The organism is Paracoccus sanguinis, assembly GCF_900106665.1.
In the GTDB taxonomy this organism is placed as follows: domain Bacteria; phylum Pseudomonadota; class Alphaproteobacteria; order Rhodobacterales; family Rhodobacteraceae; genus Paracoccus; species Paracoccus panacisoli.
In genome coordinates this window covers 394,660-411,543 of the sequence record NZ_FNNA01000002.1, presented here as the reverse complement: position 1 = coordinate 411,543, position 16,884 = coordinate 394,660, and the positions used below count along the sequence as shown (strand labels likewise).

Here is a 16,884-nt window from a genome sequence, read left to right as displayed (position 1 = left end):
GTGGCCGCGCCCGGCCCGGACGGCGCGGCGACGGCGGCGGGCGGGGGCGAGCGGCCCCTGACCCATCGCCGGGTGCTGGCCATCGCCGGGCCGATCGTGCTGTCGAACGCCACCATCCCGCTGCTCGGCGCGGTCGATACCGGGGTGGTGGGGCAGATGGGCGCCGCCGCCCCGATCGGCGCGGTGGGGGTGGGGGCGGTGATCCTCGCCTCGATCTACTGGGTGTTCGGCTTCCTGCGGATGGGCACCTCGGGGCTGGTGGCGCAGAGCCACGGGGCGGGCGACGCGGGCGAAAGCGGCGCGCATCTGGTCCGTGCGCTGGGCATCGGGCTGGTCGCCGGGCTGGTGCTGATCGCCGCGCAGGCGCCGCTGGTGGCCGGCGCCTTCCGCCTCGCCCCCGCCTCGGCCGAGGTCGAGACGCTGGCGCGGCAGTACCTCGCCATCCGCGTCTGGGGCGCACCCTTCACCATCGGGATGTATGCGCTGACCGGCTGGATGATCGCGGTCGAGCGGACCCGCGCGATTCTCGGCGTGCAGATGCTGATCAACGTGATCAACATCACGCTCGACCTCGTGTTCGTCCTTGGCCTCGGCTGGGGGGTGCAGGGGGTCGCGGTGGCGACGCTGATCGCGGAAAGCTGCGGCTTTGCGCTGGCGGCGTGGCTCGCCCGCAGCGCGATCCGGGCGGGGCTGGCGCATGGCGGGCTGTGGGCCGGGGAGGTGCTGCGGCGGATGGTGGCGGTCAACGGCGACATCATGATCCGCTCGGTGCTGTTGCAGGCGAGCTTCACCACCTTCGTCTTCCTCGGCGCGGGGCAGGGCGACGTGACGCTCGCCGCCAACCAGGTGCTGATGCAGTTTCTCGAGATCACCGCCTATGCCCTTGACGGGTTTGCCTTCGCCGCCGAATCGCTGGTCGGGCAGGCGGTGGGCGCGCGGCGGCCGGACCGGGTGCGGCGGGCGGCGGTGCTGACCTCGCAGTGGGGCGTCGGCGGGGCGCTGGCGATGGGGCTGGTCTTCGCCGCGGGCGGCGGGGCGATCATCGACCTGCTGACCACCTCGCCCGAGGTCCGGGCGGCGGCGCGCGACAGCCTGCCGTGGCTGATCCTCGCCCCGGCCATCGGCATCGCCAGCTGGATGTTCGACGGCATCTTCATCGGCGCCACCCGCACCCGCGAGATGCGGATCGCCATGATCCAGTCGGTGGCGGTCTATGTCGTGGCGCTGCTGGTGCTGCCGCCGCTGATGGGCAACCACGGGCTGTGGGCGGCGCTGATGATCCTGAACGCCACCCGCGGGCTGGCGATGGCGCGGCTCTACCCGCGGGTCGAGCGCGCCGCCGCGGCGGCCTGACCCGCGGCACGAAAAAGGGGGCCGCAAGGGCCCCCTCGGGTTCGTCCGCGCGGGTGCTGAGGCTCAGGCCTCGTCCACGACCTGACGCCGGGCCTCGGCGCGCAGTTCGGCCATCTTGGCGCGGACGGTCGCCTCGTCGGCCTTGCCGGCCAGGTCGCCCGCCACCTTGCGGAACACGTCGTCCTCGCCCGGCTGCTCGAAATCCGAGGTGACGACGGTCAGCGCATAGGTGCGCGCCTCGTCGCCGGTCTTGCCCAGAAGCCCCGCCGCCCATTCGCCGAGCAGGCGGTTGCGGCGCGCCTCGGCCTTGAAGCGCAGATCGGCGTCATGGGCGAACTTGGCCTCGTAGGAACGCTCGCGGTCGTCGAAAGTGGTCATCATGGCCTCCGGGTTTGGGGTCGCGCCCCATATGCGCGCGCGGGCGCGGTCCCGCAACCCCGTATTGCCCGCCGGGCATCCCCGGCCCGTATTGCCCCCCTGCGGGGTTCGGCGCTATGGGGGACGCGACACTCTGCCCTAGCCCAGGACGAAAGGCGCGATCATGGCCCCGCGGCGCAAGAAGGTTTACGAAGGCAAGGCCAAGATCCTGTATGAGGGCACCGAGCCCGGCACCCTCATCCAGTACTTCAAGGACGACGCCACCGCCTTCAACGCCCAGAAGAAGGCGGTGATCGAGGGCAAGGGCGTGCTGAACAACCGCCTGTCCGAGTATTTCATGCAAGGGCTGGGCAACATCGGCGTGCCGACCCACTTCATCCGCCGCATCAACATGCGCGAGCAGCTGATCCGGCAGGTCGAGATCATCCCGCTCGAGGTGATCGTGCGCAACTTTGCCGCAGGCTCGCTGGCGAAGCGGCTGGGGATGGAGGAGGGGACCCAGCTGCCCCGCCCGATCGTCGAATACAGCTTCAAGAACGACGAACTCGGCGACCCGATGGTCAGCGAGGAATACGTCATCGCCTTCGGCTGGGCGAGCCAGCAGGACCTGGACGACATCATCAGCCTCGCGCTCAGGGTCAACGACTTCCTGTCCGGGGTGTTCTACGGGGTCGGCATCAAGCTCATCGACTTCAAGATCGAGATCGGGCGGATCTGGGACGGCGATTTCATGCGCCTCGTGGTCGCCGACGAGATCAGCCCGGACAGCTGCCGGCTGTGGGACATGAAGACCGGGCAGAAGCTCGACAAGGACGTGTTCCGGCGCGATCTCGGCAACCTGACCGACGCCTATACCGAGGTCGCCCGCCGCCTCGGCGTCATGCCGGCGGCCGCGCCCGTCAAGCCGACGCTCATCAACTGAGGGGAAACCGATGAAAGCCCGCGTCACCGTCATGCTGAAGAACGGCGTTCTGGACCCGCAGGGCGAGGCGATCCGCCACGCGCTGGGCAGCCTCGGGTTTTCGGGCGTCACCGGTGTCCGGCAGGGCAAGGTGATCGAGTTGGACCTCGAGGCGACCGACCCCGCCGCGGCCGAGGCCGAGGTGGGGCGGATGTGCGAGACGCTGCTCGCCAACACGGTGATCGAGCGCTGGTCGGTCGAGCTGATCTGACCCGCGCGGACGCCACCGCCGGACCGGGGCGCGGCCCCGGACCCCGGGGTATCGACGCCAGAAAGACGCGCCCGGCGGGGCGCCGATGATCGACCGCCTCGCCATGTTCATGGTGCTGGCGCGCACCGAGCATTTCGGCCGCGCCGCCGAGGAGCTGGGGATCACCCAACCGTCGCTGTCCTCGGCGCTCAAGGCGCTCGAGGATCAGCTCGGGGTGCAGCTCGTGCGGCGCGGGTCGCGCTATCGCGGGCTGACCCCCGAGGGTGAGCGGGTGCTCGACTGGGCGCGGCGGATCGTCGGCGACGCGCGCACCATGCAGGCCGAGCTCAGGGCCCGGCGCGCCGGCGTGACCGGGCGGCTGCGGCTCGGGGTGATCCCGACCGCGATGCCGCGCATTGCCGGGCTGACGGCGCCGTTCCTCGCCCGCCACCCGGGGGCCGAGGTCGCGATCCTCTCGCGCTCGGCCGACGAGATCAGGGACCAGATTGCCGCGCTGGAACTGGACGCCGGGGTCAGCTACCTCGACGCCCCCGCGCTCGGGCGGGTGCAGACCGTGCCGCTGTTCGTCGAGACGCTGTGCCTCGTGGACCGCTCGGCCCGCACGGACCCGGCGAGTTGGGAGGAGGCGGCGACCCGGCCGCTGTGCCTTTTGACCCCCGACATGCAGAACCGCCGGATCGTCGCGGGTGAGCTGGCGCAGGTGGGGGTGCCCGCCGCGCCGCGGGTCGAATCGAACTCGATGCTGGCGATCCTGTCCCATGTCACCACCGGCGCCTGGGCCGCGATCCTGCCGCAGGCGTTGGCCGAGGGACTGCCGCTGCCGCGCGGGGTGACGGCGCGGCCGCTGACCGGCGGGGCGGGGCACGCGGTGGGACTCGTCGTGGCCGACCGCGCGCCGCAGCCGCCGCTGGTCGAAGCGCTGGTGCAGGTCGCGCGGGCGGCCTCCGCCGATAGCTTTCGTCTATCGTAAGACGATGGTTTCAGATTGATTGCTCTATCGCTCGGGCGTTACCTTGCGTCACCGATTGCGGAGCCATGATGCCAGCCAACCCCGATCCCGCACCGACCGACCCGGTCCCCGTGCTGCCGAACCAGCCCCGCGCGCGCCCCCTCGACCCCGAGAGCGCCGCGCGGATCGAGGCGATCATCGCCCGCCATGCCGGGCGCGAGGGGCCGCTGCTGCCGATCCTGCACGACGTGCAGGCCGAGTTCGGCTTCATCCCCGAGGCGGCCCAGCCGCTGATCGGCCAGGCGCTGGCGATGAGCCGGGCCGAGATCCACGGCGTCGTCAGCTTCTACCACGATTTCCGCGCCGCCCCTGCCGGTCGCCACGTGCTGCGGCTGTGCCGGGCCGAGGCCTGCCAGTCGGTGGGCGCCGATGCGCTCGCCGACCAGCTGCGCGTGGCGCTGGGGCTCGACTGGCACCAGACCTCGGGCGACGGGGCGCTGACGCTCGAGCCGGTGTTCTGCCTCGGGCTCTGCGCCTGCGGGCCAGCGGCGCAGTTCGATGACCGGCTGGTCGGGCGGGCGACGGCGGCGGGGCTGCTGGCGCTGGCCGGGGGGCGGGCGTGATGCGGGTCTGGGTGCCCGGCGACGCCGCCGCCCGCGCGCTCGGCGCCGATGCGGTGGCCGAGGCGGTCCGCGCCGAGGCCGCGCGCCGGGGCGAGGCGCTGACGCTGGTCCGCAACGGCTCGCGCGGCATGGTCTGGCTAGAGCCGCTGGTCGAGGTCGAGAGGGACGGGGTGCGGATGGGCTTCGGCCCGATGACGCCCGAGGCCGTGCCGGGGCTGTTCGAGGGCGAGGGGGCGGATCATCCGTTGGCGCTCGGCCCGGTCGAGGCGCTGCCGTGGATGGCGGCGCAGACGCGGCTGACCTTTGCCCGGGTGGGGGTGATCGACCCGCTGTCGCTGGCCGAATACGAGGCGCAGGGCGGTCTTGCGGGTCTGCACGCCGCGCTGGCCGCGCCGGACCGGATCGTGACCGAGATCACCGACTCGGGCCTCCGCGGACGCGGGGGCGCGGGCTTCCCCACCGGCATCAAGTGGGCCACCGTCGCCCGCGCTTCGGCGCCGCAGAAATACATCGTCTGCAACGCCGACGAGGGCGACAGCGGCACCTTCGCCGACCGGATGCTGATCGAGGGCGACCCCTTCGTGCTGATCGAGGGCATGGCCATCGCCGCCGTGGCCGTCGGCGCGACCCGGGGCTTCATCTACCTGCGCAGCGAATACCCCGACGCCATCCGGGTGATGGAGGCGGCGGTCCGCCTTGCCCGCGACGCGGGGGTGCTGGGGCCTGACGTCCTCGGCTCGGGGCTCGCCTTCGACATCGAGGTCCGAGTCGGCGCCGGCGCCTATGTCTGCGGGGAAGAGACGAGCCTGCTCAACAGCCTCGAGGGCAAGCGCGGCATCGTCCGCGCCAAGCCGCCGATCCCGGCGCTCGAGGGGTTCATGGGCCGCCCCACGGTGGTCAACAACGTGCTCTCGCTCGCCACCGTGCCGTGGATCATGGCCCACGGCGCGGCCGCCTATGCCGCCCACGGCATCGGCCTCTCGCGCGGGACCATGCCGCTGCAGATCGCGGGCAACGTCCGCCACGGCGGGCTTTACGAGGTCGCCTTCGGCCTGACGCTCAGCGAGATCGTCGAGGGCATCGGCGGCGGCACCGCCTCGGGGCGGCCGGTCAAGGCCGTGCAGGTGGGCGGCCCGCTGGGCGCCTATTTCCCGCCGGCGCTCTTCGACACCCCCTTCGGGTACGAGGAGGTCGCGGGGCAGGAGGGGCTGGTCGGCCACGCCGGCATCGTGGTCTTCGACGACACCGCCGACATGCTCGCGCAGGCCCGCTTTGCGATGGAGTTCTGCGCCATCGAATCCTGCGGCAAATGCACCCCCTGCCGGATCGGCTCGGTCCGCGGGGTCGAGACGATCGACCGGATCGCGGCCGGCGACACGGGCATGATCCCGGTGCTGACCGATCTCTGCCACACGATGAAATGGGGCAGCCTCTGCGCGCTGGGGGGCTTCGCGCCCTATCCGGTGATGTCGGCGCTGACCCACTGGCCCGAGGATTTCACCGCTCGCGCCGCACAGGAGGCTGCGGAATGAAGGACTTCGTGATCCCCCCCGCCGACTGGACCCGCGACATGGGCACCCCCGCCTCGCGCTCGGACATCGAGGTGACGCTGACCGTGGACGGCATCGCGGTCACGGTCCCGGCCGGCACCAGCGTCATGCGTGCGGCGGCCGAGGCCGGGATCGCGGTCCCGAAGCTCTGCGCCACCGATCACGTCACCGCCTTTGGCTCGTGCCGCCTCTGCGTCGTCGCCATCGAGGGGATGCGCGGCACGCCCGCGTCCTGCACCACGCCGGTGGCCGAGGGGATGGTGGTCCGCACCCAGACCGACGAGGTCGCGCGCATCCGCCGCGGGGTGATGGAGCTTTATATCTCGGACCACCCGCTCGACTGCCTGACCTGCGCGGCGAACGGTGATTGCGAGTTGCAGGACATGGCCGGCGCCGTGGGCCTGCGCGAGGTGCGCTACGGCCCGGGGCTGAACCACGTCCATGCGCGCGCGGGCGACGCGCCGAACACCGAGTGGCGGCCCAAGGACCAGTCCAACCCCTATTTCACCTTCGACCCGTCGAAATGCATCGTCTGCTCGCGCTGCGTGCGGGCGTGCGACGAGGTGCAGGGCACCTTCGCGCTGACCATCGAGGGGCGGGGCTTCGACAGCCGCGTCTCGGCCGGGATGGCGTCGGACGATTTCCTCGGCTCGGACTGCGTGTCCTGCGGGGCCTGCGTGCAGGTCTGCCCGACCGCGACGCTGCAGGAAAACACCCAGATCGCCATCGGCACGCCCGACCGGATCGTCAAGACGACCTGCGCCTATTGCGGCGTGGGCTGCTCGTTCGACGCCCATCTGCGCGGCGAGACGGTGGTGAAGATGGTGCCGTCGAAGGACGGCAAGGCCAACCGCGGCCACAGCTGCGTCAAGGGCCGCTTCGCCTGGGGCTATGCCACCCATGCCGAGCGCATCCTGAACCCGATGATCCGCGAGGATTTCCGCGATCCCTGGCGGGTCGTCTCGTGGGAGGAAGCGCTGGGTTTCGCCGCCCGCCGCCTGCGCGAGACGCAAGCGGCGCACGGGCGCGAATCGGTCGGCGTCATCACCTCGTCGCGCTGCACCAACGAGGAAACCTATCTGGTCCAGAAACTCGCCCGCGCGGTGATGGGCAACAACAACACCGACACCTGCGCGCGGGTCTGCCATTCGCCGACCGGCTACGGGCTCAAGACCACCTTCGGCACCTCGGCCGGCACGCATGATTTCGATTCGGTCGAAGAGACGGACCTCGCGCTGATCATCGGCGCCAACCCGACCGAGGGGCATCCGGTCTTCGCCTCGCGCCTGCGCCGGCGGTTGCGGCAGGGGGCGGGCGTGGTGGTGCTCGACCCGCGGCGGATCGATCTGCTCAATTCGCCGCACATGAGCACGGCGCTGCACCTGCCGCTGCTGCCCGGCACCAACGTCGCGGTGCTGACCGCCATGGCCCATGTCATAGTGGCCGAGGGGCTCGAGGACGCGGCCTTCATCCGCGAACGCTGCGACTGGGACGAATACCTCGCCTACCGCGACTTCCTGCTCGACCCCCGCCACGCGCCCGAGGCGGTCGAGGCGGCCACCCACGTCCCCGCCGATCTGGTCCGGCAGGCGGCGCGGGCCTATGCGGGGGCGCCGAACGCCTCGATCTACTACGGGCTGGGGGTGACCGAGCATTCGCAGGGCTCGACCACGGTCATGGCGATTGCCAACCTCGCCATGCTGACCGGCAACATCGGCCGCCCGGGCACCGGGGTGAACCCGCTCAGGGGCCAGAACAACGTCCAGGGCTCGTGCGACATGGGCTCGTTCCCGCACGAGTTTCCGGGCTACCGCCACGTCACCGACACCGAGACCCGCGAGCTCTACGAGCGCGTCTGGGGCGTGCCGCTGTCGGACGAGCCGGGGCTGCGCATCCCCAACATGTTCGACGCGGCAACCCAGGGGACGTTCCGCGGCCTCTACTGCCAGGGCGAGGACGTGCTGCAGTCCGACCCCGACACCACCCATGTGCAGGCGGCGCTGGCGAGCCTCGACATCCTGATCGTGCAGGACCTGTTCCTGAACGAGACCGCGAACTATGCCCATGTGTTTCTGCCCGGCTCGACCTTCCTCGAAAAGGACGGGACGTTCACCAACGCCGAGCGGCGCATCAACATGGTCCGCCGCGCGATGCCGCCTCGGAACGGGCTCGCGGATTGGGAGATCACCCAGGCGCTGGCCAACGCGATGGGCGCGGCCTGGGACTATCGCCACCCGTCCGAGATCATGGACGAGATCGCGCTGACCACGCCCAGCTTCGCCGGCGTCAGCTTCGAGCTGCTGGACCGGGTGGGCTCGGTCCAGTGGCCCTGCAACAACAAGGCGCCGCTCGGCACCCCGGTGATGCACGTCGACGGATTCGTGCGCGGCAAGGGGCGGTTCATCCACACCGAATACGTGGCGAGCGACGAGCGCACCGGCCCGCGCTTCCCGCTGCTGCTGACCACCGGGCGGGTGCTGACGCAGTACAACGTCGGCGCCCAGACGCGGCGGACCGAAAACCTCGTCTGGCACGCGGAGGATCTGCTGGAGATCCACCCCGCGGATGCCGAGACGCGCGGCATCCGCGACGGCGATACGGTTCGGGTGGCCAGCCGCGCGGGCGACACCACGCTGCGCGCGAAGATCACCGAGCGGGTGGCGCCGGGGGTGGTCTACACCACCTTCCACCACCCGACGACGCAGGTGAACGTGGTGACGACCGATGCCTCGGACTGGGCCACCAACTGCCCCGAGTTCAAGGTGACGGCGGTGCAGGTCAGCCCCTCGAACGGCCCCTCCGAGTGGCAGGAGGCGTATCGCAGCCACGCCGAGATGGCCCGTCGCATCCTGCCGGCCGCGGAATGAGCGGGACCGGCACCGTCAGGGCGCCGGCGCCCGGCCGCCCGCTTCGGCGCTGGCGCGAGGGCGCGTGGGTGACGGGCGAGGACCGCCCCGCCGTGCCGCCCGAGGAAGCCGGGGTGGCGATCGTCATCGACGGCGCCTCGCAGGCGGTGCTGATGGCGTCGCCGCATGACCTCGGCGACCTCGCCCTCGGATTCGCGCTGACCGAGGGGCTGATCGACAGCCCCGCCGACGTGACCCACGCCGAGACGCTCGAGGTGGCGGCCCCCGTCCCCGGCATGGCCGCGCACGAGGCGCGGCTGTGGCTGCGCCCCGGCCTTTCCGTGCGGCTGGCCGAGCGGCGGCGCAGCATGGTCGGGCCGGTGGGCTGCGGCCTCTGCGGGGTGGACAGCATCGCTGCGGCCCTGCCCGAGGTGCGCCCGGTGCAATCCGACACCCGGCTTGCGCCCGCGACGGTGGCGGCGGCCATGGCAGCGCTCAGCGACGGGCAGCGGCTCTGGCGGCGGACGCCGGGCATCCATGCCGCCGCACTCTGGACCCCGGGCGCGGTCATGGTGCGCGAGGACGTGGGGCGGCACAACGCGCTCGACAAGCTCGGCGGGGCCGTGGCGCGGGCGGGGATCGCGCCGGACGGCGGGGCGGTGGCGATGACCTCGCGCCTGTCGGTGGACCTCGTGCAGAAGACCGTGCGGATCGGCGCGCCGGTGCTGATCGGCGCGGGCGTGCCCACCCGCCTCGCCATCGCCTGGGCCGAGGCTGCGGGCCTGACGCTGATCGGCCGCGCCCGCGGCGACGGCTTCGACATCTTCACCCACCCCCAGCGCATCGAGGGCTGAGCCATGTCCGAGGTCTCGGAACACACCCCGGACGAAAAGCTGCTGCGGATGGCGGCGCAGATCGCCGATTTCTTCCGCAGCCAGCCCGACCAGCCGCCCGAGGTGGGCGTCGCGGGGCACATCAACGACTTCTGGGGCTACCGGATGCGGCGCGGCTTCCTCGCCCTGCTCGCGGCGGGCGCGACCGACGACCCGGTGCTGCGCGCGGCCGGCGCGCTGATCCGCCTGCCCGGCGAGGCGACCGAGGGGGTTGTGCCGAACGACCCGCTCACCCACATGAACGAGGCCGAGGCGGAAAGCTGAGCCTGTCCCCGCCGGCCCCGATTCCACGCCGATGTGCCGTCCCCGACGTGCCCGGCCCCATGTTCGCGCGCCCTGACGCGCCCCCTCACGCGCGCCCCGGCGGCGTGTTAGCCTGAGCCCCATGAACCAGCTTCCCACCCGCCAGCAGATCCTCGACTGGATCGCCCAGAACCCCGACGCCACCGCCAAGCGCGACATCGCCAAGGCGTTCGGCGTCAAGGGCGCGGCCCGCATCGACCTCAAGCGCCTGCTGAAGGAACTCGAGGCCGAGGGCGTGGTCGAGCGCCGCCGCCGCAGCTACCGCGACCACGAGAAGCTGCCGCCGGTCAGCGTGCTCGAGATCCTGCCGCCCGACGCCAACGGCGACCTGTTCGCCCGGCCGATGGAGTGGCAGGGCACCGGCCCGATGCCCCGCATCCTCTTCGCCCCCCGCAAGGCCGACCCCGCGGTGGGGCCGGGTGAGCGGATCCTCGCCCGGCTGGCCGAGGTCGAGGGCGAGGATCACGACTACCAGGCGCGCCTCATGCGCCGGATCGGCACCGTCCAGCACCGCGTCGTCGGCGTCTTCCGCAAGGCGACCGAAGGCGGGCGCATCGTGCCCATCGACAAGGGCCAGGACCGCCAGTGGCAGGTCCGCGCCGACGCCACGCTCGACGCGCATGACGGCGAGCTGGTCGAGGCCGAGCAGATCGGCTCGAAAAACCGCCTCGGCCTCGCGCAAGCGCGCATCATCGAGCGGCTGGGCGACCCGTCGGCGCCGCGCGCCGTCAGCCTGATCGCCATCCACCAGCACGGCATCCCCGACGATTTCCCCGACGCCGTGATGGCCGAGGCCGACGCCGAGACCCCTGCGCCCCCCAAAGGCCGCGAGGATCTGCGCCGCCTGCCGCTCGTCACCATCGACCCGTCGGACGCCCGCGACCACGACGACGCGGTGGCGGCGCTGCCCGACGACGACCCGAAGAACCCGGACGGCATGGTGATCTGGGTCGCCATCGCCGACGTCGCCTATCACGTCCGGCCGGGCACCGCGCTCGACCGCGAGGCGCGGCATCGCGGCAACTCGACCTATTTCCCCGACCGGGTGGTGCCGATGCTGCCCGATGTGCTGTCGGGCGACCTCTGTTCGTTGCACGAGGGGGTGGACCGGCCGGTGATCGCGGTGCGGATGCGGCTGGATGCCGAGGGCAACAAGATCGGCCACGACTTCCACCGCGGGATGATGTACAGCCTCGCCTCGCTCAGCTACGAGCAGGCGCAGGCCGCCGCCGACGGCGCGCCCGACGAGGCCACCGCCCCGCTGATGGACGACGTGATCCGGCCGCTCTTCGCGGCCTACGCGTTGCTCAAGAAGGCCCGCGCCCGGCGGCAGCCGCTGGAGCTTGACCTGCCCGAGCGGCGGATCGAGCTGACCGCTGACGGGCGGGTCAAGTCGGTCGCCTTCCGCGACCGCTTCGACGCCCACAAGCTGATCGAGGAGTTCATGGTGCTGGCCAACGTCGCCGCCGCCGAGGAGCTCACTCGCCTGCGCCGCCCGCTTCTGTTCCGCGTCCACGAGGAGCCGAGCCCCGAGAAACTCAACGCGCTGCGCGACGTGGCCGAGGCGTCGGGCTTTGCGCTCGCCAAGGGGCAGGTGCTGCAGACGAGCCAGCTCAACCGCCTGCTCGCGCAGGCCGAGGGCACGGATTTCGACGAGCTGATCAACGTCTCGACCCTGCGGTCGATGACGCAGGCCTATTACCACCCCGAGAACTTCGGCCATTTCGGGCTGGCGCTGAAAAGCTACGCGCATTTCACCTCGCCGATCCGGCGCTATTCGGACCTGATCGTGCACCGGGCGCTGATCGCCGGTCACGGCTGGGGCGGCGGCAAGGACGGCAAGCCGGACGGGCTGTCGGCCCATGACGTCGAGGTGCTGGCCGAGACCGCCCAGCAGATCAGCGACACGGAACGGCGCAGCATGGCGGCCGAGCGCGACACGACCGACCGCTATCTCGCGGCCTATCTGGCCGACCGGGTGGGGTCCGAGTTCACCGGTCGCGTCTCGGGCGTCCAGCGCTTCGGCGCCTTCGTCAAGCTGGACGAGACCGGGGCCGACGGGCTGCTGCCGATCCGCGAGATCGGGCGCGAGTATTTCCACTTCGACCGCGACGCGCAGACGCTGGTGGGGGCCGACACCGGGCTGACCATCGGCATCGGCCAGCGGGTGACCGTGCGGCTGGCCGAGGCGATCCCGACCACCGGCGGGCTGACGCTGGAACTGGTCGAGGTCGAGGGCCGCGGCATCCCCGCCGGCCCCAAGGGACCGCGCGGCAAGGCGCCGCGGCGACGGGACGGCAAGTCGGCCAAGGCCGGCGAGGCCCGCGCCCGCAAGCTGCGCCGGATCCGCAAGTAGCGCGGGGGCGGCGCAGGAACCCTTTGGCGATCAACGGGTTGTTGGGGCGAAGCAACCGAAAGGATCGCCCCATGGGTTTCTGGGATTTCGTCAAGGACGCCGGCAAGTCGGTGTTCGGAACCGCCGAGGCCGCCGAGCCGAAGGCTCAGCCCGCCCCCGCCCCGCAGGCCAACCCCGCACCGCAGGCGAGCCCTGCGCCGCAGGCGCAGCCCGCCCCTCAGGCCCAGCCTCAGTCGCAGCCCCAAGCCCAGCCGCAGCAGGCGCCGCAGGCCGCGCCCGCCCATGACGCCGACACCCAGCGCAAGCTCGACGCGCTCAACGCCGAGGTCCGCGCGATGGGCCTCGACGCCGGCGACGTGCGGCTGCACCTCAACGGCGACACGGTGACGATCGTCAGCCACGGGGCCGACCGCGAGACGCTGGAAAAGCTGATCCTCGCCGTGGGCAACATCAAGGGCATTGCCCGGGTCGAGGCCGACCTGCCGCCCGCGCCCGAGGGCCAGCCCGCGGCCGAGCCGGTGTTCCACGAGGTCAAGAAGGGCGAGACGCTGTCCGAGATCGCCCAGCAGCACCTCGGCAAGGCCAGCCGCTACCGCGAGATCTTCGAGGCCAACCGCCCGATGCTGTCGGACCCCGACAAGATCTATCCCGGCCAGAAGCTGCGGATTCCGCAGGACTGAGCCAGCGGCCGTCTTTCTGGCCCGAATACCCAAACGGGGCCCGCCACAACCGGCGGGCCCCGTTTCGCGTCAGAGATAGAGCAGCCCCAGCCCGATGATCGTGCCGGTCACGACAAGCTGGATGAGGCAGAAGCCCATGATGTCGCGCGGCTTCAGCCCCGCGATGCCCAACATCGGCAACGCCCAGAACGGCTGCAGCAGGTTCGTCCACGCATCGCCCCAGGCGACCGCCATGACCACCCGCGGCATGTCGGCCTGCAGCGCCTGCGCGGCAGCCTCGACCACCGGCGCCTGCACCGCCCACTGCCCGCCGCCCGAGGGGACGAAGATGTTGACGATCCCGGCACTGATGAAGCTCCAGAACGGCAGGGTCTGGGCGGTCGAGAAAGACACGAACCACTCGGAGAGCGCGGCCGCGAGCCCGGTCTGGGTCATGATCGCCATGATCCCGGCGTAGAACGGGAACTGGATGACGATGCCGGCGCCGCCGCGCACGCCCTCGTCGAGCGCGGCGAGCAGGCTGCGCGGGCTGCGGTGCAGCGCGATGCCGGTGAAGAGGAAGAGAAAGTTCACCACGTTGAGGTTCAGCACCGCGCCCTTGGTGATGAAGTGCTGCGCGAGCCAGATCAGCCCCGGCACCGCCACCGCCCACAGGAGGATGGGTGAGCGTTCCAGCGCCTCGGCCGGGGTGCGCGCGGGCTCGGCGTGCGGGTCCTCTTCGGTCAGCTTGGCGGGATCGACCAGCACGGTCTCGTCCGGGCGCGGCATCATCAGATAGTTGACCAGCGGGATCGCCACGAACAGCGCCGCGCAGATCATCAGGTTGTAGCTTGCGAAGGTGGTGAGCGAGGTGGGGATCAGGCCGATCACCTCTTCGGTGAAATGCCCGGGCGTCGAGACGGTCAGCGGGATCGAGCCTGAGAGCCCCCCGTGCCAGATCACGAAGCCGCTGTAGGCCGAGGCGATGAGCAGCCGGTAATCGACCCGCACCCGCCGGGCCAGCGCCTTGGCGAAGAGCGCGCCGACGACCAGCCCGAAGCCCCAGTTGATCCACGACGCGACCAGCGACACGAGCGAGACCAGCACGATCGCGCCCGCCGGGCTGGCGGCCAGCCCGGCCAGCCGGTCGAGCAGGCTGCGCACCACCGGCGTCGTGGCCATGATGTAGCCCGAGACGAGCACCAGCAGCATCTGCATGGCGAATTCGAGCAGGCGCCAGAAGCCGTCGCCCCACGCGACGATCACCTGCATCGGCGTGACCGGCTGGGTCAGCACCGCCGCCAGTCCGGCCACGAGCGTCAGCACGATCACGAAGATGAACGCATCGGGCAGATAGCGTTCCATCATCCGGGTCGCCGGGCGCGCCAGAAATCTCAGCATCGGTCAGTCCTCCCCCTCTTGCCGTTGTCGGGGCCCAGACTGCCGGGCGGGGCGGGGGAGGGCAACCGCGGGACCCCCCGGAACGAGAAGGACCGCCCCGTGCGGGGGCGGCCCGGTCAGCGTCGCTAAGGGTGCGGCCGTCAGATCGCGGCGGCGCGCACCTTGTCGTCGACCTTCGCCTCGTACTGGCGGAAGTTCTCGCGGAACATTCCCTTCAGCTTCTCGGCCTGCGCGTCATAGGCCGCGCCGTCGGCCCAGGTCTGCCGCGGGTCCAGCAGCGCGTCGTCCACGCCCGGCACCGACACCGGCACCTCGAAGCCGAAGTTCGGGTCGCGGCGGAACTCGACTTCGTTCAGCGATCCGTCCAGCGCCGCGGTCAGGAGCGCGCGGGTCGCCTTGATCGGCATCCGGCGGCCGGTGCCGAACGGCCCGCCGGTCCAGCCGGTGTTGACCAGCCAGCAGGTCGCGCCGGACTTCTCGATCCGCTCGGCCAGCAGCTTGCCGTACTCTTCGGGGCGGCGCGGCATGAAGGGCGCGCCGAAGCAGGTCGAGAAGGTCGGCTGCGGCTCTTTCACGCCCACCTCGGTGCCCGGGGTCTTCGAGGTGAAGCCCGACAGGAAGTGATACATCGCCTGTTCCGGCGTCAGCCGGGCGATCGGCGGCATCACCCCATAGGCGTCCGAGGTCAGCATGATGACGTTCTTCGGCTGCCCGGCCATCCCCGTTTCCGAGGCGTTCGAGATCGCCTCGAGCGGATAGGCGCAGCGCATGTTCTCGGTGATCGAGCTGTCGGCGAAGTCGAGCTCGAGCGTGTCGGGATCGAACACCATGTTCTCGATCACCGTGCCGAAGCGGCTGGTGGTCGCGTAGATCTCGGGCTCGGCCTCGGGCGAGAGGTTGATGGTCTTGGCGTAGCAGCCGCCCTCGAAGTTGAAGGTGCCCTTGTCCGACCAGCCGTGCTCGTCGTCCCCGATCAGCACCCGCGAGGGGTCCGCCGACAGCGTCGTCTTGCCGGTGCCGGAGAGGCCGAAGAAGATCGCCACCTCTTCGGGGTTGCCCGGCGCGTGGTTGGCCGAGCAGTGCATCGGCATCACCCCGCGCTCGGGCAGGATGTAATTCAGCAGCGTGAACACGCCCTTCTTGTTCTCGCCCGAATACTCGGTGTCGCCGACAAGGATCAGCTTCTTGTCGAAGTTGATGGCGATCACGGTCGAGCTGCGGGTGCCGTGCCGCTCGACGTCGGCCTTGAAGCTCGGGCAGTTGATGATCGTCCAGTCGGGCTCGAAGCCCGCGAGCTCGGCCCCCTCGGGGCGGCGCAGCAGGTGGCGGATGAAGAGGTTGTGCCAGGCCAGTTCCGACACCACCCGCACGTCCAGCCGCTGCTCGGGGTCGGCGCCGGCGTAGAGGTCCTGGACGAAGTATTCCTTGCCCTTCATGTGCTCGAGCATGTCGGCATAGAGCACGTCGAAATGCTCGGGCGACATCGGGCGGTTGTTGTCCCACCAGATGGTGTCCTCGGTCAGCGCGGTGCGGACGACGTGCTTGTCCTTGGGCGAGCGGCCGGTCTTGGCGCCGGTGGTCACGAGGAACGCCCCGCCGAGGCCCAGGTGCCCCTCGCCACGGCGGATCGCCGCCTCGATCAGCGCCGGCTCGAGCAGGTTGTAGTGCACCTCACCCACCCCCGAGATGCCCTGGTCCTCGAGCTTGCATTGCGGATTGACGCGGGGCTGGGTCATGCTGGAACTCCTTGAGGTCGGGCCGGGTCGCCTGCGGGTGCTATAACCATGACAGTCGGATGAAGAAAGACGGGCAGGGGTGGCGGTTAGCGCAACCAGAAACGTTTAGCGTTATCAGGCTCTGCGGCGCGCAAGATCATGAGGCGCGGCGGTCGGACGAGGGCCCCCGGCGGTGACGACGCTGCACGCGAGCGCGGTGGCGATCGGGGGCAGGGGGCTTCTGATCCTCGGCCCCTCCGGGTCGGGCAAGTCGGCGCTGGCGCTTGAGCTGATGGCGATGGGGGCAGGGCTGATCGCCGACGACCGGGTTCGCGTCACCCGGCGCGGCGAGGCGGTGATCGCCGACTGCCCGCCTGCGCTCAGCGGGCGGATCGAGGCCCGCGGCCTCGGCATCCTCAACGCCGTGCCGGCAGGACCGACGCCGCTCGCGCTGGTCGTGGACCTGGGCCGGGACGAGCCCGAGCGCCTGCCGCCGTGGCGCCAGACCGAGGTGGCAGGGGTGACGCTTCCCCTTGCCTTGCGGGGTTGCGGCCCACATCTTGGTGCTGCGCTGCGGCAGATGCTGCTCTGCGGTCGCAGCGACTGAGCGAAGGGTTCGAATTGGACGGCAAGACGACAGGCGGCACGCCCTCGGGCGAGGGGACTGGCGTCCCGGAGGCGGGCGC

The 16,884-nt window shown here is 71.2% G+C and carries 15 protein-coding genes; 12 read left to right on the top strand and 3 right to left on the bottom strand.

The genetic code is table 11. The features are described 5' to 3' along the window. The gene (locus tag BLW17_RS08485) at positions 1-1,353 is read left to right on the top strand and encodes an MATE family efflux transporter (RefSeq protein WP_139305961.1); all 1,353 of its coding nucleotides are present in this window, start codon (positions 1-3) and stop codon (positions 1,351-1,353) included. 63 nt (positions 1,354-1,416) lie between these two features. On the opposite strand, the gene BLW17_RS08480 is transcribed toward BLW17_RS08485, so the two are convergent. Further along, the gene (locus BLW17_RS08480; RefSeq protein ID WP_036701937.1) at positions 1,417-1,731 is read right to left on the bottom strand and encodes a DUF1476 domain-containing protein; all 315 of its coding nucleotides are present in this window, start codon (positions 1,729-1,731) and stop codon (positions 1,417-1,419) included. A gap of 163 nt (positions 1,732-1,894) precedes the next feature. Here BLW17_RS08480 and purC point away from each other — a divergent pair, with 163 nt between their 5' ends. From purC to lysM, 10 genes are all read left to right on the top strand, one after another. Next, complete coding sequence (gene purC, locus BLW17_RS08475; protein WP_036701908.1) at positions 1,895-2,653, top strand: phosphoribosylaminoimidazolesuccinocarboxamide synthase; 759 nt, start codon at positions 1,895-1,897, stop codon at positions 2,651-2,653. A gap of 10 nt (positions 2,654-2,663) precedes the next feature. Then, the gene (gene purS / locus BLW17_RS08470; protein ID WP_036701910.1) at positions 2,664-2,903 is read left to right on the top strand and encodes a phosphoribosylformylglycinamidine synthase subunit PurS; all 240 of its coding nucleotides are present in this window, start codon (positions 2,664-2,666) and stop codon (positions 2,901-2,903) included. Positions 2,904-2,988: 85 nt separating this feature from the next. Next, positions 2,989-3,873 carry a LysR family transcriptional regulator gene (locus tag BLW17_RS08465; RefSeq protein WP_036707807.1) on the top strand — a complete coding sequence of 295 codons (885 nt, stop codon included), beginning with the start codon at positions 2,989-2,991 and terminating at the stop codon, positions 3,871-3,873. A gap of 65 nt (positions 3,874-3,938) precedes the next feature. Beyond that, a complete protein-coding gene (locus BLW17_RS08460; RefSeq protein ID WP_231555297.1) occupies positions 3,939-4,475 on the top strand; it encodes a formate dehydrogenase subunit gamma in 537 nt (178 codons plus the stop codon). After that, positions 4,475-6,007: an NADH-ubiquinone oxidoreductase-F iron-sulfur binding region domain-containing protein gene (locus tag BLW17_RS08455; protein WP_036733667.1), complete on the top strand. Its 1,533-nt coding sequence runs from the start codon at positions 4,475-4,477 to the stop codon at positions 6,005-6,007. Before BLW17_RS08460 ends, BLW17_RS08455 begins: the two co-directional genes overlap by 1 nt. Continuing rightward, a complete protein-coding gene (fdhF, locus tag BLW17_RS08450; protein ID WP_036733669.1) occupies positions 6,004-8,892 on the top strand; it encodes a formate dehydrogenase subunit alpha in 2,889 nt (962 codons plus the stop codon). The genes BLW17_RS08455 and fdhF overlap by 4 nt, the downstream gene beginning before the upstream one ends. Beyond that, positions 8,889-9,725, top strand: coding sequence for a formate dehydrogenase accessory sulfurtransferase FdhD (gene fdhD / locus BLW17_RS08445; protein WP_052176389.1), 837 nt, complete (start codon positions 8,889-8,891; stop codon positions 9,723-9,725). The genes fdhF and fdhD overlap by 4 nt, the downstream gene beginning before the upstream one ends. Before the next feature lie 3 nt (positions 9,726-9,728). Further along, the gene (locus tag BLW17_RS08440; protein ID WP_074826425.1) at positions 9,729-10,028 is read left to right on the top strand and encodes a formate dehydrogenase subunit delta; all 300 of its coding nucleotides are present in this window, start codon (positions 9,729-9,731) and stop codon (positions 10,026-10,028) included. A gap of 121 nt (positions 10,029-10,149) precedes the next feature. Further along, the gene (gene rnr, locus BLW17_RS08435) at positions 10,150-12,423 is read left to right on the top strand and encodes a ribonuclease R (RefSeq protein ID WP_036733671.1); all 2,274 of its coding nucleotides are present in this window, start codon (positions 10,150-10,152) and stop codon (positions 12,421-12,423) included. 71 nt (positions 12,424-12,494) lie between these two features. Then, complete coding sequence (gene lysM / locus BLW17_RS08430; RefSeq protein ID WP_036733674.1) at positions 12,495-13,103, top strand: peptidoglycan-binding protein LysM; 609 nt, start codon at positions 12,495-12,497, stop codon at positions 13,101-13,103. A gap of 69 nt (positions 13,104-13,172) precedes the next feature. Here lysM and BLW17_RS08425 read toward each other — a convergent pair whose 3' ends face one another. Continuing rightward, positions 13,173-14,483: a short-chain fatty acid transporter gene (locus BLW17_RS08425; protein ID WP_036733676.1), complete on the bottom strand. Its 1,311-nt coding sequence runs from the start codon at positions 14,481-14,483 to the stop codon at positions 13,173-13,175. A gap of 140 nt (positions 14,484-14,623) precedes the next feature. Next, positions 14,624-16,219, bottom strand: a complete 1,596-nt coding sequence (locus BLW17_RS08420) for a phosphoenolpyruvate carboxykinase (RefSeq protein ID WP_036701921.1) — start codon at positions 16,217-16,219, stop codon at positions 14,624-14,626. A gap of 172 nt (positions 16,220-16,391) precedes the next feature. Between BLW17_RS08420 and BLW17_RS08415 the strand changes: the two genes are divergently transcribed. After that, complete coding sequence (locus BLW17_RS08415) at positions 16,392-16,805, top strand: HPr kinase/phosphorylase (protein ID WP_036733678.1); 414 nt, start codon at positions 16,392-16,394, stop codon at positions 16,803-16,805. Positions 16,806-16,884: the final 79 nt, after the last annotated feature.